Source organism: Planctobacterium sp. R6 (genome assembly GCF_055755215.1).
This window is the reverse complement of record NZ_JBVTQY010000019.1, coordinates 1-16611: the sequence shown is the minus strand read 5'-3', so window position 1 is coordinate 16611 and position 16611 is coordinate 1. Positions and strand designations below refer to the sequence as shown.

15 protein-coding genes and 1 tRNA gene are annotated in these 16611 nt (G+C 45.7%); 12 read left to right on the top strand and 4 right to left on the bottom strand.

Going from position 1 to position 16611, the window contains the following annotated elements; all coding sequences use genetic code 11:
* The first annotated feature begins 82 nt into the window (after positions 1 to 82).
* Positions 83 to 751, top strand: coding sequence for a hypothetical protein (locus AC0J20_RS13045; RefSeq protein ID WP_473021988.1), 669 nt, complete (start codon positions 83 to 85; stop codon positions 749 to 751).
* A 70-nt stretch (positions 752 to 821) separates the two neighbouring features.
* Here AC0J20_RS13045 and AC0J20_RS13040 read toward each other — a convergent pair whose 3' ends face one another.
* A complete protein-coding gene (locus AC0J20_RS13040) occupies positions 822 to 1151 on the bottom strand; it encodes a hypothetical protein (protein ID WP_338292961.1) in 330 nt (109 codons plus the stop codon).
* 218 nt (positions 1152 to 1369) lie between these two features.
* Here AC0J20_RS13040 and AC0J20_RS13035 point away from each other — a divergent pair, with 218 nt between their 5' ends.
* Genes AC0J20_RS13035 through AC0J20_RS13015 form a run of 5 tightly spaced genes read left to right on the top strand, consistent with a single transcriptional unit; the run spans position 1370 to position 4785 of the window.
* Positions 1370 to 1945 carry a thermonuclease family protein gene (locus AC0J20_RS13035; RefSeq protein ID WP_473021987.1) on the top strand — a complete coding sequence of 192 codons (576 nt, stop codon included), beginning with the start codon at positions 1370 to 1372 and terminating at the stop codon, positions 1943 to 1945.
* Between the two features lie 31 nt (positions 1946 to 1976).
* Positions 1977 to 2480, top strand: coding sequence for a TlpA family protein disulfide reductase (locus tag AC0J20_RS13030; RefSeq protein ID WP_229527010.1), 504 nt, complete (start codon positions 1977 to 1979; stop codon positions 2478 to 2480).
* Positions 2477 to 2686: a DUF4266 domain-containing protein gene (locus AC0J20_RS13025; RefSeq protein ID WP_473021985.1), complete on the top strand. Its 210-nt coding sequence runs from the start codon at positions 2477 to 2479 to the stop codon at positions 2684 to 2686. The genes AC0J20_RS13030 and AC0J20_RS13025 overlap by 4 nt, the downstream gene beginning before the upstream one ends.
* Before the next feature lie 18 nt (positions 2687 to 2704).
* Positions 2705 to 3880, top strand: a complete 1176-nt coding sequence (locus AC0J20_RS13020; RefSeq protein ID WP_473021984.1) for a DUF3570 domain-containing protein — start codon at positions 2705 to 2707, stop codon at positions 3878 to 3880.
* A 5-nt stretch (positions 3881 to 3885) separates the two neighbouring features.
* Positions 3886 to 4785: an FAD:protein FMN transferase gene (locus tag AC0J20_RS13015; RefSeq protein WP_473021983.1), complete on the top strand. Its 900-nt coding sequence runs from the start codon at positions 3886 to 3888 to the stop codon at positions 4783 to 4785.
* A 6-nt stretch (positions 4786 to 4791) separates the two neighbouring features.
* On the opposite strand, the gene AC0J20_RS13010 is transcribed toward AC0J20_RS13015, so the two are convergent.
* Entirely contained in the window at positions 4792 to 5958 is a 1167-nt protein-coding gene (locus AC0J20_RS13010; RefSeq protein WP_229527006.1) for a methanobactin export MATE transporter MbnM, read from the bottom strand.
* Positions 5889 to 6650 carry an MbnP family copper-binding protein gene (locus AC0J20_RS13005; protein ID WP_473021982.1) on the bottom strand — a complete coding sequence of 254 codons (762 nt, stop codon included), beginning with the start codon at positions 6648 to 6650 and terminating at the stop codon, positions 5889 to 5891. Before AC0J20_RS13005 ends, AC0J20_RS13010 begins: the two co-directional genes overlap by 70 nt.
* 180 nt (positions 6651 to 6830) lie before the next feature.
* Here AC0J20_RS13005 and AC0J20_RS13000 point away from each other — a divergent pair, with 180 nt between their 5' ends.
* Positions 6831 to 9611 carry a choice-of-anchor B family protein gene (locus tag AC0J20_RS13000; RefSeq protein WP_473021980.1) on the top strand — a complete coding sequence of 927 codons (2781 nt, stop codon included), beginning with the start codon at positions 6831 to 6833 and terminating at the stop codon, positions 9609 to 9611.
* A 279-nt stretch (positions 9612 to 9890) separates the two neighbouring features.
* Positions 9891 to 9967 (top strand) — tRNA-Ile (locus tag AC0J20_RS12995).
* 190 nt (positions 9968 to 10157) lie between these two features.
* Here AC0J20_RS12995 and AC0J20_RS12990 read toward each other — a convergent pair.
* Positions 10158 to 10319, bottom strand: a complete 162-nt coding sequence (locus AC0J20_RS12990) for a JAB domain-containing protein (protein ID WP_473022034.1) — start codon at positions 10317 to 10319, stop codon at positions 10158 to 10160.
* Between the two features lie 709 nt (positions 10320 to 11028).
* Here AC0J20_RS12990 and AC0J20_RS12985 point away from each other — a divergent pair.
* The 4 genes from AC0J20_RS12985 to AC0J20_RS12970 all read left to right on the top strand — a co-directional run bounded on the left by AC0J20_RS12985 (position 11029) and on the right by AC0J20_RS12970 (position 16525).
* Entirely contained in the window at positions 11029 to 11238 is a 210-nt protein-coding gene (locus tag AC0J20_RS12985) for a helix-turn-helix domain-containing protein (protein ID WP_473021979.1), read from the top strand.
* A gap of 134 nt (positions 11239 to 11372) precedes the next feature.
* On the top strand, positions 11373 to 14000 hold the full coding sequence (locus AC0J20_RS12980; RefSeq protein ID WP_473021978.1) for a TrlF family AAA-like ATPase: 2628 nt from the start codon (positions 11373 to 11375) through the stop codon (positions 13998 to 14000).
* Positions 13979 to 15139 carry an RNA-binding domain-containing protein gene (locus AC0J20_RS12975; RefSeq protein WP_473021977.1) on the top strand — a complete coding sequence of 387 codons (1161 nt, stop codon included), beginning with the start codon at positions 13979 to 13981 and terminating at the stop codon, positions 15137 to 15139. The genes AC0J20_RS12980 and AC0J20_RS12975 overlap by 22 nt, the downstream gene beginning before the upstream one ends.
* A 519-nt stretch (positions 15140 to 15658) precedes the next feature.
* The gene (locus tag AC0J20_RS12970) at positions 15659 to 16525 is read left to right on the top strand and encodes a phage integrase N-terminal domain-containing protein (RefSeq protein ID WP_473021976.1); all 867 of its coding nucleotides are present in this window, start codon (positions 15659 to 15661) and stop codon (positions 16523 to 16525) included.
* The last annotated feature ends 86 nt before the right edge of the window (positions 16526 to 16611 follow it).

Sequence of the window (16611 nt, the reverse complement as noted above, 5' to 3'; positions counted from 1 at the left end):
AAAATTAAGATAATTGACCGCGAATAACAGGTTGTTTATCGTAACGCCCCAATAAATAACCAAATGAAGTATTTTTACCACAATGCAACTTAAACGGCGTAATTACCAGGAGATAAAACAATTTATCCAGCCAGGAGATTTAATCGCCTTTAGTGGTAAAAGTGAATTCAGCAGAATTGTAAAACTGGCTACCCGCTCCAGCATTACTCATGTGGCCATGGTATTGGATGTCGAAAATCTGCATCATTCAGGCCGTCCAACTGTGCAGAACATCATTGAAGCCGCCCGTCTGAATGGTCAATCCGGGGTCATGGTCAATAAGTTATGTGAGCGTATTGAATATTACCCGGGCGAAGTGTGGTGGTTTCCATTGAATCAGGCTGCCAGAGACAAGTTAATTCTGAAACAAAGTCACTGGTATCGATTTTTACATACGCAAATATTTAAACCTTATGATGTTAAACAGGCTTTGCTGTCTGCCTTTGATATTCCGCGTTTGTTTGGTCCTCTGGTGGCAATCGGGCACAACCGGGAAGATTTCAGCCAGTTCTTTTGCTCTGAACTGATAGCAGAGGCGCTGCAACGAGCCACGATTGTACCGACGGTCAATGCCTCCGAAGTGACCCCTATTGATATCTGCCGCTTAAACATCTTTGACCAAAGCAAAGCGCGGCAACTCAAAGGTAAAAACAAATACATCAAAGGATTTGCCAGCGAATGCCCGAAGCAATGGGTAAACACCATTCAGTAGTAACTTGCAGGCAATAAAAAACCCCTTTGTCAGGGGTTTCAAACGGGTATCTGGACTGAGAGGCGATAGATTAAATCACGCTGTCCTGATGAATTTTAACAAACAGTGGCGTATCAGACTTGCTGTAATCCACTTTGTATTCTTTGCCGTTAATGGTTTGCACGAACAGCAACGTTTTTTCGTCACCAAACAATTCACCCAAAGTAAGATCCACCAATTCGGCGTCCATCATTTTGGCTTCACGCTTGTTTTCAGGCACGCGTCCGGTGTATTTTTTCACACCTTTATGAGTGACGATGATTGGCGGCTGCTCTTCGCCATTGGTAATAATTAAGTCCAATTTGCGGACTTTATGAATTATGGTGTTTCTACCACTTACAAGGTAAGGCCTTTCGGTCATTGTCTACTCCAATTCTAAGGCTCTGTCGTTTATATCAGTCTGTAGTCAACAAAATAACTCTAAAAAAGATAACAGAATAATTAAGGTTTAACACTTATTATTTAGCTGCAAGTGCTTCAAAACGCAACTTATTTAAGGCTTTTGCTGAAAGTTTGTTGGAATTTTCACCATTGTGGCAATAAAGCATTTTGTGAACCAGTCACCAAACGGTGGCAATAATGTTGTCCCGCACAATTTGCAAGGCTAAAGTTATTGTGTTCAATGCACACAGACCCGACATCATGACAGGATTTTACAAATTTTCATGGTATTTAGCACTTCAGGCCTGCCTCTTTGCCTGCAACCCTGTTTCAGTATCTGGCAGTAAAGTGATTCAGGTTGTTGATGGTGACACGCTGCTGGTGCAGCACGCATCAGGCGCAACTGAATCTTTAGAACTGCAGTTTATTGATGCTCCGGAAAGAGAACAACCTTACGGCCGGGAAGCCAAAATGTTCCTGCATTCAAAAGTCTATGACAAATACATGCACATTTCTGAGGCAGGCGAAATCATCGTAGATGGCGAAAATATCAACCTTGCCATGATTAAAACGGGATTTGCCTGGCTTCCTCCCAAACCAATGCCTTATGAGCTACAGTTAGCCTATAGTGAAGCGCAGAGTGACGCGATGAATTCTGCAAAAGGGTTATGGTCACAAGCGCATGCCTTGAGGGTGCCGCCCTGGGTATGGCGCGACCAGGGCAAACAGAAAAAAGGCAATCCCATGCCGCAGCGCACTGAAAGTCACCCCTGAACCGCGATTAAGTAAATAACGGAGTATTGTTTTGAAACGAATTTTATCGGCTTGTTGTCAACTGTGTAGTGCAGCCTTATTTTACCTGGCGGCCTGTCAGGCCCATGCTGAATCGCCCTTGCCGGAAGTAACCTTAATCGATTTTGCAACCGGCCAACAAATTTCTACCGCGCAACTGAAAGGCCAGGTTGTCTATCTGGATTTCTGGGCGTCCTGGTGCAAACCCTGCAAAAAGTCCTTCCCGTTTATGAATGAATTGCAAAAAAAATACGCCACCGAAGACTTTAAAGTTGTCGCCATCAATATGGACGAGTTTGCCGATGACGCAAAACGATTTTTAGCCGAAATACCCGCTGATTTCGCTATCTATACCGATCCCGAAAAACAACTTGCTGAAAGCTTAAAATTACCCGGATTGCCCGTTGCCTTCGTCATTGATAAAGATGGCATCATACGAGGCCGGCACATTGGTTTTAATGAGCGCAAAAAACAGAAAAAAATCCAACAAATCGAGCACCTGATAGGAACACCATGAAGAAAATCCTCTGCGTAATCTTATGCTTTCTCTGTTCGGCCTGTGTCACCACGGTAGAACCCTGGGAAAAAGGGCGATTTGCGAAAAATGAAATGGCTTTTGAACCAGACGCCATGCAGGCTGCATTTCATCGCCATGTTTATTTCAGCAAAGAAGCCTCTTCCGGCGGCGCAACCAACAGCGGTGGTGGCTGTGGCTGCAATTAAACAGATGAGATAACAAGCATGAACAACAATGCATTATTGGCTTTGTCCGCTGCGGCGGCCTGCCTGCCTGCCTTGCAGGCAAAGGCCCAGCAAATTACTCAGGATTTTCAACTCGGTATGCGCCACTATAATTACCAGGAATCTGCAGTCCCGGTGGAAAGCGTCTTAAACCAGCAATACGAACGCTACGACATCGAAGTGAATCAATTTCGTCTGGTGGCACCGCTTAGCGATAACACCCAACTGAATGTGGATTTTCAACACGAGAAAATGTCTGGCGCTTCGCCCTGGTATACCTTTCAGTTACCAGGAGAAGCGCCCAAACAAGTCATGAGTGGCGCGTCTATCGAAGATACCCGCAGAGATCTGTCTGCGTCTCTTAAGATAGCCCTGGACAGAGATGTACTGACCCTTGGCGCAGCGCGTTCTTCTGAAGATGACTATGAAAGCCAAAGTTTTTCGGTTGGCTATGCAAAAGAATCTGACGATCGGCTAACGACCTGGGCATTTTCTGCGGATGTCAGCAACGACGATATTAACCCGGTAGATGCCGAGATTTACCGAACCCGACCGGCATCAGAACAAAGCAAACACAGCAACTCCTACCTGGCAAGCTATGCCAGAATCATGAACAAGCAGTGGCTGTTAAAAATTGCGCTTGGATTATCGCGCAAAAGCGGTTATCTGTCCGATCCGTACAAACAGGTCTTTGTGGAAGGGGCGCTGATTGGCGATGCCCGACCGGACAAACGTATATCCCGAACCCTGGCGGTGCAAAACCGCTACTTTTTTGATGATGTTAATGCGGCCCTCCATGTGGATTACCGTTTCTACGACGATGACTGGGATATTCGCTCAAACACGCTGGATTTAGCCTGGTACCAAAATTGGGACTATGGCATTCAAATTGTGCCGTCAGTTCGACTTTATGAACAGTCAGCCGCCTTTTTTTATGAAACCTTTCACACTGAAGTCAGAGCCGACGGAAATTACTCTACCGACTATAGACTGTCAGAATACGGTGCAGTAACCTATGGTTTAAAAATAACAAAGGCTTTTGAAAATTGGGCACTTATGCTCAGTGGTGAGAAATACACCAGCGGTGGCGGTCACTTTTTAGCAGATGCTGACAGTGAACACCCTGCTCTGCTGGATTTCACCCTGATCAGCGTTGGTGTCGATTTTACGTTTTAGATTATATGGATTTATTTGACTTTCAGTTTAAGGCTATGGGCTCCCCCTGCGCACTCAGTTTTTATTGCGATTCAGAGCAACAATTCAACCAGGCCAAAAACGCCTGTGTAGAAGAAATGGCCCGACTGGAAGCAAAATATTCTCGCTACCAACCAGATAGCCTGATTAGCAAAATCAATAAGGCGGCTGGCAGTGAGCAGCTTTTTGAATTAGACACTGAAACCTGGATACTGATGCAATACGCCACCATTGCTCACCGGGAAAGCAACGGATTGTTTGATATTACCTCAGGCGTGTTGCGCCAAATCTGGGATTTCAAAAATCCCCAAATCCCCTCTCAGGAAGACATAAACCGCACCCTGGATAAAATCGGTTTTGCAAAGCTACCAATGGAGCAAACGGCCTTTCGCTTACCCGTTGCCGGCATGGAACTGGACTTTGGCGGTATCGTAAAAGAGTACGCTGCAGACGTACTGGCTAACTTTATTGGCGAAGTGGGGATTCGTCACGGACTGGTAGATCTGGCCGGCGATATCGCTGCAGCCGGTCCGCACCCTGATGGCAAACCCTGGGAAATTGGGATCAGCCATCCGGCAATCCCAGGAGAACCTGTTGCGAAAATTGCGCTGCACTCCGGTGGTCTTGCCAGTAGTGGTGATTACGCCCGCTGTTTTGTGCTGAACGATAAAAAGTACAGTCACATCATTAATCCGATCACAGGTTGGCCGGTGGACGGTCTTTCCGGGGTTAGTGTCTGGGCAGAACAATGCATTGTGGCCGGTACTCTTGCCACCATCACCATGTTAAAAGGTGAGGAAGAAGGCAAAAAATGGATCGCCGAAACCGGCGCACCTTATGTCACTATTGATCAACACTTTCGGGTAGAAAGCCAGTTTAAAGGCTGACTGAAATCATGGTTCTGCACCGGGATCAGCGTGCTGTCGATTGGTTAAAAAATCCTCGTCGGTTAAACTGTGTAAAAACGCCAGTAAATCTTGCGAGTCTTGGGTATTGAGCATAAATCCGTGCATAAACGGGCTTTTCAACGGGTTGTTTATGCCCTCGCCTCTGCCGCCAGCAGCATAAATCGCAATCACCTCTTGCAAGGTTGCAACACTGCCGTCGTGCATATAAGGTGCTGACACCGCGACATTGCGCAGCGTCGGTGCTCTGAATTGTCCCATATGTTCCGGTTTAAGGCTGATCTCCAGCAAGCCCATATCAGAGGAAGGATAGGCACCCGCGCCATCTTCATTATACAAACCGGTATTGTGAAACGCCGTTACATCAAATGCCTGTCCGGCGTGTTTACTGGCCTGACTAAAATTAAAACCGCCATGACAGTGATGACACTCCAGGCGTTCAGAAAAAAACAACTCCATCCCGCGTAAAGCGGATTCGCTCAGGGCGTCATCTTCGCCATAGTAGGCGTAGCGATCAAAGGCGGAATTAAATGACGTCAGACTGCGCACAAAGCTGGCTAAGGCTTTAACAATTAGCTCGAAACTGAGGGATTCTCCCGGAAAAGCCGCGGCAAACAGTGGTCGATATTTATCATTGTCAAATCGGGCTAATACGTTATTTTCATGGCCAGTAATTCCCAGTTCAATTGGCTCTTCGCCAAACATGGGGATCAGAATTTGTGCCTCCAAAGTGGTCAACTCACTGTGGGCCCAGGTTAAATGACTATTATAGGCAACGTTAACCAAAGGCATGCTGTTGCGTCGTACCTTTTGCCCGGTGCTGCCACTGGAATGAGGCAATGGTTCGCTGAACGCAAACTGCTGCTGGTGACAATTGCCACAGGACTGCACCTGATTAGCGGATAAATTGCGGTCATAGAAGAGTTGCCTGCCCAGTTCAACCTTTTCCGCAGTCATCGGATTATCGTCAGGCACCTGCGGCCTGGGAAACCCGTCAGGTATCTGCCACTGCCAGGGTGTCGGTGCTTTCTGGCATGCAGTCAGACAGCAAAACAAAAAAATTAATAATATTACCCGGCCTAAGCTCACTGCACCGGTTCCAAACTGAATATCGACGGACTTGCTGCACTCAGATTGCGATACAAATGCTCGCATAGCGGCTCAGTCTCGCCATGCATTACGCAGCGGTTCTGTTGTGAAAGACTCATATCTGCAATCAGCCTGTCCAGGTGCAGCACCAATGTCCATGACTCTGCGTCGGGAATTGTCAGGTGGAACTGATGACGATTAGGTCGCGCACATGCGGATTTTGGCGCGCGTACGGCACTGTCAGAGAGGCAACCAACACTGCCCAAATGATACGCCCAGTTATCACCTTCGGTGTGCATGTCCAGGCGCAGGAACTTGTAGCCATTGCGCCAGGTCCAGAACATGTCCGGGATATTCAGCGGCATAGGTTGGGTTACCGGGTTGCGATGATTCACATCAAACGGCACGCCCAAAGTAAAAGCCAGATAATCCCCGAAGGAGAAGGGTTTTTCTGTTCGCAACGTCACCTGCCCCAGGCAGTTGTGTGAATCTAATCGGATCAGTTGTAACTCGGGTACGTCACTGTAAAACCTGACCGGATAGCTGCTTTGAGCAGAGACGAGCTTCGCATCACTGAGGTAAAATGCCAGTGTATCCAGTTGCCAAGGGTTGCTATCTATTAGTATAGCCTGACAGTTAACCTGCGCTCCCTGATACCACAAAGCGACCTGCAATTGTGTGTTGTCTTGTTTACGATTACAGGCAGAAACCATTAGTAATAAACTAACCATGACTGCTGCGAAAAGTTTTTCCTTCACTGACATTCCTGATAAATTGACTATCTTAAAGTAATACAAGGTGTGCGAAACACGCATTGATGGCGGCCCACAGCCTAACACAAACTCGAACAGTATATAGACCATAGGTAAGACTGCACAGCCTTTGGTACGAGACTGGTATTCAGTTGCGGTTAACGCACTCAGAAGGACAGTAAAGTTATGACAACATTCACCTATTTACCGGCATTCACTAAGACGCAGCGACGCTGGAGGTACAGAGTAAACTTGCGTACTTTGGTTGTCACCGGGGTTGTCGCTGGATTTTTCGCCACTAGTCTGGTGCCCCCTTCTGCAATAGCCCACTCTGAACACGACAAAGCCCGATTTGTGGCTCAGTCTGGTAAAGACAGCGGCGATTGCGCCAATCGCTTTCGTCCTTGTCAAAGCATTGCTTATGCTCAACTTCAGGCCAAAAAGGGCGACAAAATTCTGGTGGCGCAAGGCAGCTATCAGGTAACGTCGCCGGCTGATTTATTGCATCTGGATGACCTAATCAACCCGGTCTTTGCCGGTTACAGTACCACCGATCATTACCAGGTACACGCCCCTGACAAAAACCAAACCACACTGCTTGGTGTCCCGCCTGAGTATCGGGCGTTGGCACAGAAAAAAGGCTTTCAGGTAATTGCGGATAGCAAATCAGAGCAATTTTCCGGCGCGTTACAAAAAGCCAACGGACAACTCGCAGCGTTGGCACAAAGGCAACAAAGCCTGACCTGTGAAAACGGCACTGCCGATCAGTTTGCCTGCAACAACGTGGACCTGGTAAGCCATGTACCCTTGTCAGAATTTCCAGATACTGCCGCAAATGACATCTGGGGTCATGTGGATCTCAATACCGGTCGTGAGTATGCCATCATTGGATTGCGCAACGGTGTATCAGTGGTCAACCTGGCCGACCCTGAGAATCCCGAAGTCGTGGGTAAAATTACCCAACAAGCCACGACCTGGCGCGACGTCAAGGTGTACCAATACTTCGATTCAGATCGGGGGTTATGGCAGGCCTATGCCTACCTGACGGCAGACAATGCCACCGAAGGCCTGACCATTTTAGATTTAAATGACCTGCCCAGTAGCCTGACCGTTGCCAACACCACCAATACTGACACCCGTGCGCATAATGTGTATATCAGTAATGTGGATTACACCTTAAATATCGGCCTCAACAACAGCCCTGGCTTACATATCCTTGGTCAGCCCAATTACAATGGTGCGATGCGCACCTATTCATTACAGCAGCCAACACAGCCTCAGGCGGCATACACCCCAACCATGGCGAACGCATTGCTGTATACCCATGACGCTTCATCAGTAAACATCACCGACGAACGCCAGGCCCAATGTATTAATGCCAACCAATACGGTTGTACCCTGATGTTGGATTTTAACGAGGCGGAGTTTCGTTTATGGGATCACACCAACCTCAATGATGCCAGACAACTGGCCACCACCACCTACGACACAGCCAGTTATGTGCATTCAGGTTGGTGGAGCGAAAATCGCAACTATATCTTTGTTCACGATGAACTGGACGAACGCAACCGCGGCCTGAATTCAACCCTGTATGTATTCGACATCACAGACTTAAGTAACCCGGTACGAGTTGGCACCTGGACAGGTACCACCAAAGCAATCGATCACAACGGCTTTGTGCGCGGTAATCGGTATTACATGTCTAATTACGAACGTGGCTTAACCATCTTAGACATCACCGATGCCACAAACCCGCAAACCGTCGGTTTTTTTGATACTTACCCCATTTCAGATGGCAGCACATTTAACGGCGCCTGGGGCGTATACCCCTACCTGCCAAGCGGCCTCATTTTGGTTAGTGACATTAACAGCGGCTTGTACGTATTACGGGACCAAACCCGCAGCGGCGGTTTCAGCTTTAGTACCAGTAAAGTGACAGTAGAAGAAGGCAACAGTATCGAAATTCAGGTTAACAAAGACTTTGTCGGCGCTGCCAGTGTCAGTGTTGAATTAATTGCCGGTACTACTACCAGCAATGATTATCAGATTGATATGGACGACCTAAACTGGGCCGAAGGTGAAAACGACAGTCGCACCATTCGCATCAGCGCACTCGATGACGAAAACACCAGCGAACCCGGTGAAAGCCTGTTCCTGCGTCTGATGAACCCCACCAATGGTGCCACTTTGGGTGATACCTATCTGAGTGAAATCAGAATACCCGGGGTTATCAACTACGGCAATATCAGCTTCTCTGGTGACACCCTGACAGTTTTGGAAACTCAGGGCAGCGGACAGGTCACACTAAACCGATTAAACGGTAGCGAGCAAAGTATTACCGTAGACTACGCTCTCACCAACAGTACACAAAGTGATTTGGAACTAACGTCCGGCAGCCTGACCTGGGCCGATGGTGAAGCCGGAAGTAAAAGTATTGAGTTTCAAATCGTAAACGACGAAGACACAGAAACAACTGAAAATTATGTGCTACAACTCAGTGCAGATAATGAGGATTTTATTGGGAGTAATGGCAGTATCACTATTGTTATTCGCGATGACGACAGCAATTTGCCGCCGGTGGTCAACGAATTGTCAGCGTTGAGTTTCGAACAGGGCGCGTTAGTTGAACTCAGCGCCGATGGCGTGGACCCAGAAGGTGACGTGCTGGTGTGGCAATGGACACAAATTTCCGGCCCCACAGTGACACTCAACGACAGTGACACTCAAAATGTATTTTTCACCATGCCGGCGGAAGAAGTACAACTTCAGGTAACCGCCAGTGATGATTTTGCGGTGCAAAGCAGCCAACAAATCACCTTATCAGTAGAGGCGACGCAAACCACCACGCCACCTCCGGCAACACCTCCGCCCTCATCTTCTGGTGGTGGTGGCAGTTTACCTGTGTGGTACCTAATTGGCGGAACACTGATAATGTTAAGCAGAAGGCTCAATATTAAAATCGGCTAAATTGCCGTAAAAATGCGCAGTTGGCAGCAACTTGTTGACAAACTAATGACAACAAAAATAAAACTGCTATACTGCGCAGCGCTTAACGGGAACCACTCCCACTCAATAAGCGATTCAGAAATGGCCCTATAGCTCAGTTGGGTAAATTTCGGTCCTCGAAGAGGACGAGAGGTGATTTAACATCACGTCGAGAGAAATTTACGCGAAGACAGGAAGTCTGAGCTGGAATGGCTCACCATGGATGGTTACAACGCACACTAGTGCGACAAAGAAGAAAATGGCCCTATAGCTCAGTTGGTTAGAGCGCACGACTCATAATCGTTAGGTCCCTGGTTCGAGTCCAGGTGGGGCCACCATCTCCACTAAATACGTGGGCTAGATGGTGAATAACTTCTCACTATTTTCTGTTTTACCAGATAAATAGCCAACACCTCTATTTTCCCTAAATTTCATTTTAATAAGTAGCCACGTTTGATTGGGGATCGCCCCTGGTAACGAAATTCGTGTAATTTTTTGGTAACTATGAATTTGGTTGAAACCCTGATTTTAACAGGGCTTAATCTCTGACAGCTCTTTCAAAACGCTCATATCCAATAACAACATGGTCAAGCACATCGATACTGAACATCTTTGCGGCTTATTTAATTTGTTCCGTAAATGAAAATCTTGCTGACTTGGCTTTGGCTCACCTGATGGATGGTTATGAATTTGTTTATCGTTTTAAATTTCACTGTTTCAGTGATATCAAGGCCTGCAAGGTGCTTTTGACCCGTTTTTAAGTCCTCTTACTCACCAGTGTACTCACCATAAAGAAATCGAAAAAATTTATGAAAAAAATTAAAAAAATGCTCAATTTCTAACTGGGAAAGTTGGGATATGGGAAACATAACTAACTATCAGCGTCGGTACAAACACAAAATGGTGAGTGCAGAGAAACATTCACAGATAACAAGCAATCATCACGAATGATCCAGAATTGTAATTTACTGCCTGCTTTAACCAGGTAACATTTATCGCTAGCCCGAACGTGTTTAAGAGTGGTACGTTCAATCGGTTTTGCCGACCTTGCTATATTAGCAAATTCTACTTTTTTAGCCCTGTTTATAAAGTCCATAGATTTCATAGAAGCCCCTTTTGCTATGAGGTTGGTAAGTTTTAGGCGCTTGCCGCCTAAAGGCGCGCCATACCTCATGGCCAACACAGACTACGCAGAGAAAAGCCAGTCAAGCTAGAAATCGCCCGAAGGGTTGCGTAGCAAGGGGGCCCCGCTTGCGGGGTTCCGATTTATGGCTTTACAGGATTTGAACGAAGTGGTTTAGGGGTTAATGTGTAATTTTGTTATTTCAACTTAAAAAATTGCTTCTTAAGTGCTGAGTGTTATTCTGGTGAAAGTAAACATATTTGTTTGGAGCAAACAGTGATCAAGTGTCACCTCGCAAGACTCATGGGTGAGCGAAAAATGCGAATAGCTGATGTTGCCAGAGAAACTGGTTTAAGTAGAAATACAATTACATTACTTTATCGTGAAACGGCTCAGAAGGTAGATCTTATAGCAATAGATAAGCTTTGCGTTTTATTTGACTGTGAGCTTCACGAGCTTTTTGAGCAAGTAAAAGTTAATGAATAATAAATCATGCATAAAAAGTTGAGTTGAGCCTGATTGCGTACATTACACAGTTTCAAATATATAAAGAAGAGCGCTATGCCGGCACAAATAAACACAATGATAAAAAAAACACCTTTAAATAAGGTAGGTTGTAAATGAATAACTCTATTTTTTCGTATGGTAGCCAATGGTTAAAAGCAGACTTCCACCTCCATACTCGCGCCGATAAAGAGTTTACCTATAGTGGTGAAGATAACGACTTTGCAAACCAGTATGTCGCGGCATTAGCTAATGCTGGTATTGGTCTTGGGGTTATCACCAACCACAATAAATTTGATATAAATGAATTTAAGGCGCTGCGCAAAAAAGCCAAAAAAACAGGCATAGGTTTGTTGCCGGGCATTGAGCTATCCATCAAGGATGGTCAGTCCGGTGTGCATACCTTAGTGGTATTTTCGGATGAGTGGTTTAGCAACAAAGAACAAACGAACCACATTCAGTCCTTTCTCAGTCTAACCTTTGCTGGCATCTCGAACTTTGAAGATGAAAATGCGCGCTCGAATCACGATATTGTCGAAACGGTTCGTGAGCTGGATAAGTTTCACAAAGATTATTTTATCATTTTTGCTCATGTTGAAGCTCCAAACGGCTTATGGGGCGGTCTTACTCCAGGGCGGATAAAAGAGCTATTTGATAACGCGGCAGTGCGACGCAGAGCCTTGGCTTTTCAGAAAGTGCGCACCCGCGATGAGCGAGCAAAAATCCAGCAGGCGTTAAGTAATTTATATCCGGCTGAAGTAGAAGGTTGCGACGCTAAGAATCTCGCGGATATGACAGCTCGTAAAGAAGCCAGTTACCTAAAGCTTGGCTCATTTAGCTTTGAGGCGGTCAAGTTTGCGCTGCGCGATAAAGCCTCCAGAGTCCGTGCTGCGCTGCCCAGCTTTAAGCACTCGTATATTCAGAAAATTCGCTTTGAGGGTGCTGGCACCTTGGGCGGTACGGAAATTTGCCTTTCACCTGAGCTCAATTCCCTGATTGGTATCCGAGGCAGTGGCAAATCATCCGTATTGGAGGGGGTACGCTACGCGCTAAATATTCCTTTTGGTGCTAAGTCGTCGGATGTGGAATACAAAGAAGGTCTCGTAAAGCATTTACTACGTAGTGGCGGAAAAATTACGATCGATGCCATTGACCGTCGTGGCCAGCCCTATCAAATTCGTCGCATATTGGGTGAGCGTCCAGATGTGTACGTGAATGGCCAACTGCAACCTGGAGTCTCTGTGCGTGAAACGGTGTTGCACCAGCCGATTTATTTTGGCCAGAAAGATCTTTCCAGCACGGGCGCTGGTTTTGAAAAAGACTTAATTGAAAAGCTGTTAGGTGAAGCACTGATTCCTGTCAGGCAAAAAATAGAGCAGGGTCGTCAGCGGGTGGTTGATGCGATTAATCAGATTAAACGCCTCACCCGAGCCGCTACGCAAAAGCAAGAATGGTTGCAGAAAAAGCAAGATGCCGAATTTAAGCTCAAGTTCTATCAGCAACATGGTGTAGAAACCAAGCTGCAAAAGCAAATTGACTTTGAGCGGGATGAACGAAAAGCACAGCAAGTCATTCAAGGTGCCGAGCATTATCTTTCCGAACTCAATAGTTTTATAGCTAGCTTTGAGGATGAGCTGAAAAATCAGGCGTTGTATAAATCTGCACAGAATCAGGCGTTTTTTGATGATTTTTTTGCAGCCTATCAGAAGTTGATTACCGGCTTTGATGGCATCAAGCAAACGGTTCTCAGCGGCCAAAACACAATTGCCCAATTGCAACAGAAGTTGTCAGGCTTCATACAACAAAAGCAGGCGCTTAAGGAAGAGTTTGCTGAGATTGAGCGAAAACTGGCTACAGAACTTAAGCAAGCAGGTGCTCAAGCGATTAGCCCGCAGGAGTTTAAGCAGCTAAAGAGCTTATTAGATCAATCGGAGCAGATGTTAGCTGTTTTAGCCAAAAGCGAGCAGCAATATGCGGATTTGAATCAATCGTTGGAACGTGAGTTAGCACAACTTAACGATTTATGGCTTGAAGAATATCGAATTATTGAGCAGGTGCTGACCAAGATAAATCGGGTTGATTCGCCACTTAAAATTGTTCCGCAATTTAAGGCGAATAAGGCTGCCATGCTTAAGCACATACAAGATTTGTTTCGAGGGAGCCGTATTCGAGAGGCAACGTTGCAAAGCGTGGTGGATGAGTACAATGATTTTGCTTCGGTCTATCGAGATGTTGAAAAGCTAAAAAGCACGCTTGGCGGGTCTTTTGATACCTTCTGGCAGTATTTTGAAGACAACCTGGAAGCCTTATTAACTTGGCAAGTGCCGAATGTGTTTACCATCGAGTATCACGGCAAAGCATTGGCGCACCACTCTTTGGGACAACGGGCATCGGCATTGATGCTGTTTGTTTTAAGTCAACAGGAAAATGACGTGGTGATTATCGATCAGCCTGAGGATGATTTGGACAACCAAACCATCTATGACGATGTCATCAAGCTGATTAGAGAGCTTAAACCTTCTACCCAGTTTATCTTCGCTACACACAACGCGAATATTCCGGTGCTGGGTGATGCTGAACAGGTGATTGCCTGTGAGTATCAAGATGACCATATCGCACTAGTTAGGGGCAGCATTGACTGTGCTGAAGTTCAGCAGCGCATTGTTAGTATTATGGAAGGAGGTGCCGAAGCCTTCGAGAAACGTAAGCAGGTATATGAAGCATGGAAACCGAAGAACTCTTAGCCATTATTGCACGTGATGAAGATAGCCGGCATCAGTTTAAAGCAGATGTGAATAACGCCTCGTCCTTGGGGGCAGAAATGGTTGCATTTTCTAACAGTGCAGGAGGACTAATCCTTATTGGCGTAAACAATGGAGATGGATCTCGGTCTGGATTGACTAGAGATGATATAGGCCGAATCAATCAAGTTGTAGCTAACGCTGCGACAAATAATGTTCGTCCACCAATAAACCCCGTTACAGAAAACATCCAATTACCAGATGGATTGGTAATCGTTGTCCATGTAGATCAAGGAATCAGCAAACCGTATATGGACACACAAGGATTTGTTTGGGTTAAAAGTGGGTCCGATAAGCGCAGAGTAACGGCGCGTGAAGAACTCCAAAGAATGTTTCAAGAAGCTGCACTGATACATGCTGATGAAATCCCTGTAGGCGGAAGTTCAGTTGCAGATATAGACCAAGAATTTTTTGATGCTTTTTTCGAGAGGGAATATGGCGAACGAGTTGAAGATCAAGACGTACCTCGCGTTCAACTGCTTGAAAATATGAACTTGGCAAAAAATGGGCAGCTCAACATCTGCGGCACTTTGTTGTTTGCGTCACGACCACAAATACGCTTACCAATTTTTATTGTAAAAGCGGTGGCCTTTCCAGGCGTTGATATAGAAGATGAGCATTATATCGACAGCCAGGATCTTAGCGGCAAACTGTCGGATGTATTCCAGAAGGCACTAGGTTTTGTTTTGGCTAATATTCGCTATGTACAGAATGAACAAGGCATCAACTCCGTAGGTGAACCAGAAATTCCGCGAATAGTGCTTGAAGAGCTTATTGCCAACGCGCTTATTCATCGCGATTACTTTGTATCCGCACCTATTAAGGTTTTGGTGTTTGCCGATCGAATTGAAATCATAAGCCCCGGCCACTTGCCCAATAATTTAACGATAGAAAACATTAAAATGGGCAACTCTAATGTTAGAAATCCAATTTTGGCGTCTTTTGCCCCTAAAGTTTTACCTTATCGAGGGCTTGGTAGTGGAGTAAAGCGTGCAATTAGAGCTTATCCTGATATTGAGTTTATTGATGACCGAGATGGCAATAGCTTTAAAGTAATCATTAAAAGGCTTGGGGATCAATAATGAGTCGTCCCTACTCGAAAGAGGTAGGGACGACTCGCAGAGTCGCCCGTCGAGGCCACTGCTCATGATGCCTCGACACCCATCCGCCTTGAAAAATTACAGGGCCAGAAGAGGGATGAAGATTTGAGCGTGTCAAAAAGGTGTTGCAATCTCTGATCACTGTGATAATTTTATTTATGAACTAGCTCGAAATGAACATCAAGAAAAAGGGCGTTCTCACTGCCCGCAACACGTTCCTGAGAAGCTGCATTCGCAGCATTATGGGTCACACGACCACCCTACTATAAACAACACATATATAAGCCACAGTAGTTCGCGCTGTATTTCAACAGAAATCACACGGCTCAGCTTTGTTGCTTTAGACCAGTTAGCCTTTATGTCCTATGACAATATGCTCGGTTATGCACCGTTCATATGGCTTTAAAACTTACCTTTTTTGGCATTTCGCCCCCTGGTCTTCGGTTTGGTGTTTTTCTCAATACTTTCAAAATTACTTTTTAAATTTATGAGGAACATGAAATGAGCCAATTAGGATATCGTCTTCACCAAATGGTAAACGACACACACCGCGAAAGTAGCTTTAGCACCCGAGCTACCCGTAGCAAAGTTTTAAACCTTGCCGCGAAGCAGCTACTCAAGCATGGTTATAGATTAAAAGACCCGTCCGGCCTTAAAACCAAGCATATCAATCATCTTGTTACACGTTGGCAAGATGAAGGTATAGCACCAAAAACAATAAAAAACAGAATGGCCGCACTGCGTTGGATTGCCGAAAAAATAGGTAAACCTAATATCTGTTCACGTAGCAATGATGATTACGGCATTCCAAGAGTTCGCAACAACCCCATTGGCAAGTCAAAAACGTTAGACATGGATAAGCATGCCAAGATCAAGAGTGACTTAATCAAGCTTTCCCTGCGTTTGCAGCAAGAGTTTGGGCTTAGAAAAGAGGAGTGCATGAAATTCAGCTTATCTTATGCTTTGGTAGACGCTAACACTCTACAAATAAAAGGTTCATGGGCTAAGGGTGGCAAATACCGCAAAATTCCGATCTTAAAAGAATCTCAACGACAACTTATTCGTGATATTGCCGCTGTTACTAAAGGCGCACTTATCGAACCTGACAAAAACTATAAGTCACAAATGGAACAGTACGACCGCGAAACAATTCGAGTTGGATTAAATAAAAATCACGGACTGCGTCATCATTACGCAAGGGAGCGTTATTTAGAGCTTACAGGTTGGAAATGCCCTGCCGACGGCGGCCCGCATAGAAGAGAGCTATCGCCCACTGATTATGAGCACGATACCAAAGTCCGTGAGCAAATTAGCCAAGAGTTAGGTCATGAACGTTTGAAGATAACCTATGCTTATCTAGGTAGTTAGGAAGTAAAATGTAGAAGTCGGCATCTGATCTGACGAATACCAGTTTTTGGTTAGGTGTCTCGTCAGATTAGTTTGCGCTCAGATTC